The organism is Pseudomonas sp. BN515 (genome assembly GCF_029873155.1).
Lineage (GTDB): Bacteria > Pseudomonadota > Gammaproteobacteria > Pseudomonadales > Pseudomonadaceae > Metapseudomonas.
The window spans coordinates 23,483-30,464 of sequence record NZ_SSOH01000063.1 but is presented as its reverse complement, the minus strand read 5'-3'; the positions used below and the strand labels follow the sequence as shown (position 1 = coordinate 30,464).

Below are 6,982 nucleotides of genomic sequence, written 5' to 3'. Positions count from 1 at the left end.
AGCCCAAGCAGTCGAATCGTCACAGGCAGAGCCGATGACTCATGACCACGTCCTCAGGACGTGGTTTCCCAAGTTCAAATGAATTCGCCCCCACAAGGAGAGCCCAGGCTGAATTGCCTGGGCAGGTAATCGGTCAGAGACCGTCCTTCTCCAGATGGTCGAAGTTCACCGACTCGCCCGGCTCGGCACCGAGAATGCGGCGGATGTCTTCGAAGATTTTGTCGTATTCCTTGTGGTTACGCATGATCAGCGTGGTGTTGGGGTGCAGCCCGTTCTTCACCGCTACCTTGGAAATGATGGCGGCGAAATTGAACGCCGTATCACGGTGCATCTCGAACTCTTCCGAGAACTGCTTGCCGTCGATATCACCCACCATGCGGAAGTGCAGCATGGTGCCCTCTTTCGCATTGGGGCGCGCTTCGTAATAAAGGTCGATGGAGAACTGCTGCCCTGGGAATCCGGGCACGCTGGCCCGATGTACATGGCCTGGTTCGAACATGATGACGCTCCCTGTTGGTCAATAAATGAAGAAGGTGGGTTGAGTCTAGCTCGCCACACCGGATTCGCCGGTTGCTCCTGATCAGTGCGCGATCAGGCGGCCGGCACACTTCTGGACGCCTTCCCTGGCCTCCGTTCGGGCGCTCCGTCAGTGACGGGTAGGCGCCTCGTCCCGCTCCTGGATCAGTACCCAGGGGGCTACCACTACAGCCCAGAGTTTCGGGTCGCGCGCCAGCAGGTCCTGGGCACGGTCTTCCTCGACCTTGCTCAGTTTGCCGGCGGCCAGCAGGGCCGAAATCCGGGCCTTGTCGTCTTCGGCCACGGCCAGTGCCACGCCCACCAGGTCTTCGGCGCCTTCCACCCAGAGCAGCGCGCCACGGGCGAAGAAGGGCTGCAGCTCTTCCCAGGTGATGGCGGCGGTTTCGCCGAGCAGCTTGGCATAGAGGGTGCTAGCGTTGTCGTTCATGGCTTGTTTTGTGTTGGTTGGTAACGAATGGATTGGGGGGCGCAATGATAGCGTCGGTCAACATTCAGACAAGCCTGTCTTGACGTTGCCAGCCACTCACGAGACACGCCGTATTTCTATACGTTTGTTTCGATTAAGCGACACAAGATCATTCCGCCATCAAAACCTGACTTTTCAAGCCGTAAATCAGCAATCTACACTGTTCCGGTACAGTTGCCGGGGGGTGTTGGCGGGGTGCAATTCCCTGTCCCGTAGCTCCGGCAAACAGGACAACAACAACGAAAAACACAAGAGTGGAGCACTATGAACAAGGCTACCAAGCAGATTTCCAAACTGTTCGCCGCCATGGCTCTGGCCGGTGTCGCCAGCTACTCCGTAGCAGCTGACACCATCAAGATCGCCCTGGCAGGTCCGGTGACCGGTGCGGTTGCCCAGTACGGTGAGATGCAATTCATTGGCGCCAAGATGGCGATCGAGCAGATCAACAAGGCCGGCGGGGTGAACGGCGCTCAGCTCGAAGGCGTGGTGTATGACGACGCATGCGATCCGAAACAGGCCGTCGCCGTAGCCAACAAGATCGTCAACGACGGTATTCACTACGTGGTTGGCCACCTCTGCTCCAGCTCCACCCAGCCTGCGTCCGACATCTATGAAGACGAAGGCGTCCTGATGATCACCGCGGCTTCCACCAGCCCGGACATCACCTCCCGCGGTTACCAGCTGGTATTCCGCACCATCGGCCTCGACAGCCTGCAGGGCCCGACCGCCGGCAACTTCATCGCTGACCACGTCAAGCCGAAAGCCGTTGCCGTCATCCACGACAAACAGCAGTACGGCGAAGGTATCGCCACTGCCGTGAAGCAGACCCTGGAAGCCAAAGGCATCAAGGTTCCGCTGTTCGAAGGCATCAACGCCGGCGACAAGGACTTCTCCACCATCGTTGCCAAGCTGAAGCAGAGCGGCGTGGACTTCGTCTACTACGGCGGCTACCACCCGGAACTGGGCCTGCTGCTGCGCCAGTCGGCTGAAAAAGGTCTGAAGGTCCGCTTCATGGGTCCGGAAGGCGTAGGCAACAAGGAACTGTCTGCCATCGCTGGCCCGGCTTCCGAAGGCCTGCTGGTAACCCTGCCGAAGTCCTTCGACCAGGATCCGAAGAACCAGGCCCTGGTAGACGCCTTCAAGGCCAAGAACGAAGACCCGAGCGGTCCGTTCGTGTTCCCGGCTTACGCCGCTGTGAAAGTCATTGCCGACGGCATCACCAAAGCCGGCGCAGACGACACCGCCAAGGTCGCAGCTGCCCTGCGCGCCAACTCGTTCGAAACCCCGACCGGTAACCTGGCCTTCGACGAGAAGGGCGATCTGAAGGACTTCAGCTTCGTGGTTTACGAGTGGCACAAGGACGGCTCCAAGACCGAAGCTAAATAAGCTTCCCGCCTGAACGCAAAGCCCACTGCTTAGGCAGTGGGCTTTGTTTATCCGTGTTTTACGGGCTCCGCTGCGCCACAAGCGCCGCTTTTCGTGATGCCCGAGGAGTTAGGGAATGCCTGATCTCTACCACTATCTGCAACAGCTGGTTAACGGTCTAACCGTTGGCAGCACTTATGCCCTGATCGCCATCGGCTACACCATGGTCTACGGCATCATCGGCATGATCAACTTCGCCCACGGCGAGGTTTACATGATCGGCTCGTACGTAGCCTTCATCGTGATTGCCGGGCTCACCATGCTCGGTCTGGAAAGCCTTCCGATCGTTATCGTCGCGGCCTTCGCCGCGAGCATCATCGTTGCAAGCGCTTACGGTTACAGCATCGAACGGGTCGCCTACCGTCCCCTTCGCGGCAGCAACCGCCTGATCCCGCTGATCTCCGCGATCGGCATGTCGATCTTCCTGCAGAACGAAGTACTCCTGACCCAGGACTCCAAGGACAAGGCGATTCCCAACCTGATTCCGGGTAACTTCGTGCTTGGCGAGAGCACCATGAATGGCGTGGTGATCTCCTACATGCAGATCCTGATCTTCGTGGTCACCTTCCTGGTCATGTACGGCCTCACCCTGTTCATCTCCCGTTCGCGCCTGGGCCGTGCCTGCCGCGCCTGCGCCGAAGACATCAGGATGGCCAACCTGCTGGGCATCAACACCAACAACATCATCGCCCTGACCTTCGTCATCGGCGCCACCCTGGCCGCCGTGGCCGCGGTGCTGCTGGGCATGCAATACGGCGTGATCAACCCGCATATCGGCTTCCTCGCCGGTATCAAGGCCTTCACCGCAGCGGTACTCGGCGGCATCGGCAGCATTCCGGGCGCCATGCTCGGCGGCCTGGTGCTGGGTGTGGCCGAGGCCTTCGGCGCCGACATCTTCGGCGACCAGTACAAGGACGTCGTGGCCTTCAGCCTGCTGGTTCTGGTCCTGTTGTTCCGGCCGACCGGCATCCTTGGCCGTCCGGAGGTGGAGAAGGTATGAATACTCGACTCAAAACGGCGTTCTTCAGCGCCCTCCTGGTGCTGGCCGTCGCCTACCCCGTCCTCGGCCTGAAACTCAGCGTCGTCGGCGTGGGCCTGGTGGTCACCGGCGCCAACACCCCGACCCTGCTGGCTATCGCGGCGTGCGCCGTGGCCATGTTCATCTGGCAGATGATGCGCGACAAGGTACAGGGCGCCTGGGCCTCCGCGCCCAAGCTGCCGAGCATGTCGAAGGGCACCGCGAACTTCCTCACCCTGCCCTCCACCCAGCGCTGGGTCATCCTCGGCCTGATCGTGGTCGCCCTGGTCTGGCCGTTCTTCGGCTCTCGCGGCGCGGTGGACATCGCCACCCTGATCCTGATCTACGTACTGCTCGGCCTTGGCCTGAACATCGTGGTCGGCCTGGCGGGCCTGCTGGACCTGGGTTACGTCGGCTTCTACGCCGTCGGTGCCTACAGCTACGCGCTGCTCTCGCACTACTACGGCCTGGGTTTCTGGGTGTGCCTGCCGATCGCCGGCCTGATGGCAGCCTTCTTCGGCTTCATCCTCGGCTTCCCGGTGCTGCGCCTGCGTGGTGACTACCTAGCCATCGTGACCCTGGGCTTCGGCGAGATCATCCGTATCCTGCTGCGTAACCTGACCTGGCTCACTGGCGGTCCGAACGGCATCAGCAACATCGACAAGCCGACCCTCTTCGGCCTGTCTTTCGAGCGTCGCGCCGAAGAAGGCCTGCAGACCTTCCACGAGTACTTCGGCATTGCCTACAACTCGGTGAACAAGGTGGTCTTCCTCTACCTGGTCGCCCTGCTGCTGGCCCTGTTGGCCCTGTTCGTGATCAACCGCCTGCTGCGCATGCCGCTCGGCCGTGCCTGGGAAGCCCTGCGCGAAGACGAGATCGCCTGCCGTGCACTGGGTCTGAACCCCACCATCATCAAACTCTCCGCCTTCACCCTGGGCGCCTGCTTCGCGGGCTTTGCCGGCAGCTTCTTCGCCGCACGCCAGGGCCTGGTGACGCCCGAGTCCTTCACCTTCATCGAATCGGCGACCATCCTCGCCATCGTCGTGCTGGGTGGCCTGGGTTCCCAGTTGGGTGTGATCCTCGCGGCCATCGTGATGATCCTGCTGCCCGAGCTCATGCGTGAGTTCAGCGAGTACCGGATGCTGATGTTCGGCGCCCTGATGGTGCTGATGATGATCTGGCGCCCGCAAGGTCTGCTGCCGATGCAACGTCCCCACCTGGAGCTGAAACAATGAGCCGCGCGATTCTCGAAGTAAGCGGTCTCACCATGCGCTTCGGCGGCCTCTTGGCCGTCAACGGGGTGGGTCTGACCGTTCAGGAAAAACAAGTCGTCTCCATGATCGGCCCGAACGGCGCCGGCAAGACCACCGTGTTCAACTGCCTGACCGGCTTCTACCAGCCGACTTCCGGCAGCATCCGCCTGGATGGCGAGCAGATCGAAGCCCTGCCGGGCCACAAGATCGCTCGCAAGGGCGTGGTCCGGACCTTCCAGAACGTCCGCCTGTTCAAGGAAATGACTGCGGTGGAGAACCTGCTGGTCGCCCAGCATCGCCACCTCAACACCAACTTCCTCGCCGGCCTCTTGAAGACTCCGGGCTTCCGCAAGAGCGAACGCGAGGCCATGGACTACGCCGCCCACTGGCTGGAGAAGGTCAACCTGACCGACTTCGCCAACCGCCCGGCTGGCACCCTGGCCTACGGTCAGCAACGTCGCCTGGAAATCGCCCGCTGCATGATGACGCGCCCGCGCATCCTCATGCTCGACGAGCCGGCCGCTGGTCTCAACCCGAAAGAGACCGACGACCTCAAGGCGCTGATCGCGATGCTGCGCAACGAGCACAACGTGACCGTGCTGCTGATCGAGCACGACATGAAGCTGGTGATGAGCATTTCCGACCACATCTATGTGATCAACCAGGGCACCCCCCTGGCCGACGGCACGCCGGAGCAGATCCGCAACAACCCCGACGTGATCAAAGCCTATCTGGGGGAGGCCTGAGCCATGCTTACTTTCGACAAGGTTTCCACCTTCTACGGCAAGATCCAGGCGCTGCACGGCGTCAGCATGGATGTGAAGAAAGGCGAGATCGTCACCCTGATCGGTGCCAACGGTGCCGGTAAGTCGACCCTGCTGATGACCCTGTGCGGCTCGCCGCGCGCGGCCAGCGGCAGCATTCGCTATGAGGGCGAAGAGCTGGTTGGCCAGGAGTCCTACGACATCATGCGCAAGAGCATCGCCGTCGTGCCGGAAGGCCGCCGCGTGTTCGCCCGCCTGACCGTCGAAGAGAACCTGGCCATGGGCGGCTTCTTCACCGAAAAGGGCGACTACCAGGAGCAAATGGACAAGGTGCTGCACCTGTTCCCGCGCCTGAAGGAGCGTTTCGAGCAGCGCGCCGGCACCATGTCCGGCGGCGAACAGCAAATGCTCGCCATCGGCCGTGCGCTGATGAGCAAGCCCAAGCTGCTGCTGCTCGACGAGCCGTCCCTCGGCCTTGCGCCCATCATCATCCAGCAGATCTTCGACATCATCGAACAGCTGCGTAAGGACGGCGTGACCGTCTTCCTGGTGGAGCAGAACGCCAACCAGGCGCTCAAGCTGGCCGACCGTGGCTACGTGCTGGAGAATGGACGCATCGTCATGCAGGGCAGCGGCGATGACCTGCTCAACGACCCCAAGGTCCGCGACGCCTACCTCGGCGGCTGACGACCTCGCTGTACAGGAAACGGCCCCTCGCGGGCCGTTTTCTTTTTCCGGCACTCAAGCATTTGTAGGGTGAACCACGCTCCATCGGTCCACCATCGGAGTCTGGTTCGGCCACCCACGGTGGATCAAACAACACAAGCCATTGATGCAAAAGGAATAAACCAACCATCAACGGCGTTGATGGTCTCTATCGGGCGTGATCACTTTTTAATCATTCACCCATCCGTAAGATTGGCTCCGTACCCAGTTTCCACCCCCCCTTCGAGGAGCCCAGACCATGAAAACTCAAGCCATCGCCGCACTGTTCATCGCCACCCTGAGCAGCTCTGTTTTCGCTCTGCCGTCCTCCTCCCAGACCATCGAGCCGGTTGTTGCTGAAGGCTACATGGTGCTGGATCGCGTTGCCGAAGGTGGTTCCGACCGCACCGGAGCCAACCGCATCGCCGAAGGCGGTTCCGACCGCACCGGCGCCAACCGTATCGCCGAGGGTGGCTCCGACCGCACTGGCGCTAACCGCATCGCTGAAGGCGGTTCCGACCGTACTGGCGCCAGCCGCATCGCCGAAGGTGGTTCCGACCGCACCGGCGCCAACCGAATCGCCGAAGGTGGTTCCGACCGTACTGGCGCTAACCGCATCGCCGAAAGCGGCTCCGATCGCACCAATGCCTTCCGCGTTGCTGAAGGGGGTTCCGACCGCCTGCCGCAAGCCCAACGCGTAAGCTGATCAAAACTCGCTACAAAACCTCGAAGCCCGGCAAATGCCGGGCTTTTTTTGTTTAAGAGAACGCGTTCATTCACGACTGCAAACCGTAGGTTGGTCCGAGCGCAGCGA

8 protein-coding genes are annotated in these 6,982 nt (G+C 61.3%); 6 read left to right on the top strand and 2 right to left on the bottom strand.

Annotated elements, in window-relative coordinates; translation table 11 throughout:
- Positions 1 to 133: 133 nt before the first annotated feature.
- Complete coding sequence (locus tag E8E91_RS15965; protein ID WP_280376772.1) at positions 134 to 499, bottom strand: DUF5064 family protein; 366 nt, start codon at positions 497 to 499, stop codon at positions 134 to 136.
- Positions 500 to 646: 147 nt separating this feature from the next.
- A complete protein-coding gene (locus E8E91_RS15960; protein ID WP_151132475.1) occupies positions 647 to 964 on the bottom strand; it encodes a DUF2288 domain-containing protein in 318 nt (105 codons plus the stop codon).
- 303 nt (positions 965 to 1,267) lie between these two features.
- Here E8E91_RS15960 and E8E91_RS15955 point away from each other — a divergent pair, with 303 nt between their 5' ends.
- The 6 genes from E8E91_RS15955 to E8E91_RS15930 all read left to right on the top strand — a co-directional run bounded on the left by E8E91_RS15955 (position 1,268) and on the right by E8E91_RS15930 (position 6,874).
- Entirely contained in the window at positions 1,268 to 2,389 is a 1,122-nt protein-coding gene (locus tag E8E91_RS15955) for a branched-chain amino acid ABC transporter substrate-binding protein (RefSeq protein WP_280376771.1), read from the top strand.
- Between the two features lie 115 nt (positions 2,390 to 2,504).
- Entirely contained in the window at positions 2,505 to 3,428 is a 924-nt protein-coding gene (gene livH, locus E8E91_RS15950) for a high-affinity branched-chain amino acid ABC transporter permease LivH (RefSeq protein WP_151132473.1), read from the top strand.
- Positions 3,425 to 4,681, top strand: a complete 1,257-nt coding sequence (locus tag E8E91_RS15945) for a high-affinity branched-chain amino acid ABC transporter permease LivM (RefSeq protein WP_280376769.1) — start codon at positions 3,425 to 3,427, stop codon at positions 4,679 to 4,681. The genes livH and E8E91_RS15945 overlap by 4 nt, the downstream gene beginning before the upstream one ends.
- The gene (livG, locus tag E8E91_RS15940) at positions 4,678 to 5,445 is read left to right on the top strand and encodes a high-affinity branched-chain amino acid ABC transporter ATP-binding protein LivG (protein ID WP_280363031.1); all 768 of its coding nucleotides are present in this window, start codon (positions 4,678 to 4,680) and stop codon (positions 5,443 to 5,445) included. Before E8E91_RS15945 ends, livG begins: the two co-directional genes overlap by 4 nt.
- Positions 5,446 to 5,448: 3 nt before the next feature.
- Positions 5,449 to 6,150, top strand: a complete 702-nt coding sequence (locus E8E91_RS15935) for an ABC transporter ATP-binding protein (protein ID WP_077526359.1) — start codon at positions 5,449 to 5,451, stop codon at positions 6,148 to 6,150.
- 277 nt (positions 6,151 to 6,427) lie between these two features.
- Positions 6,428 to 6,874 (top strand): phage infection protein, encoded by a 447-nt coding sequence (locus tag E8E91_RS15930; RefSeq protein WP_280376766.1) that lies wholly within the window; start codon positions 6,428 to 6,430, stop codon positions 6,872 to 6,874.
- The last annotated feature ends 108 nt before the right edge of the window (positions 6,875 to 6,982 follow it).

Coding starts and splice junctions, on each gene's coding strand:
- E8E91_RS15965 (WP_280376772.1), bottom strand. CDS start 499: ATGTTCGAACCAGGCCATGTACATCGGGCCAGCGTGCCCGGATTCCCA.
- E8E91_RS15960 (WP_151132475.1), bottom strand. CDS start 964: ATGAACGACAACGCTAGCACCCTCTATGCCAAGCTGCTCGGCGAAACC.
- E8E91_RS15955 (WP_280376771.1), top strand. CDS start 1,268: ATGAACAAGGCTACCAAGCAGATTTCCAAACTGTTCGCCGCCATGGCT.
- livH (WP_151132473.1), top strand. CDS start 2,505: ATGCCTGATCTCTACCACTATCTGCAACAGCTGGTTAACGGTCTAACC.
- E8E91_RS15945 (WP_280376769.1), top strand. CDS start 3,425: ATGAATACTCGACTCAAAACGGCGTTCTTCAGCGCCCTCCTGGTGCTG.
- livG (WP_280363031.1), top strand. CDS start 4,678: ATGAGCCGCGCGATTCTCGAAGTAAGCGGTCTCACCATGCGCTTCGGC.
- E8E91_RS15935 (WP_077526359.1), top strand. CDS start 5,449: ATGCTTACTTTCGACAAGGTTTCCACCTTCTACGGCAAGATCCAGGCG.
- E8E91_RS15930 (WP_280376766.1), top strand. CDS start 6,428: ATGAAAACTCAAGCCATCGCCGCACTGTTCATCGCCACCCTGAGCAGC.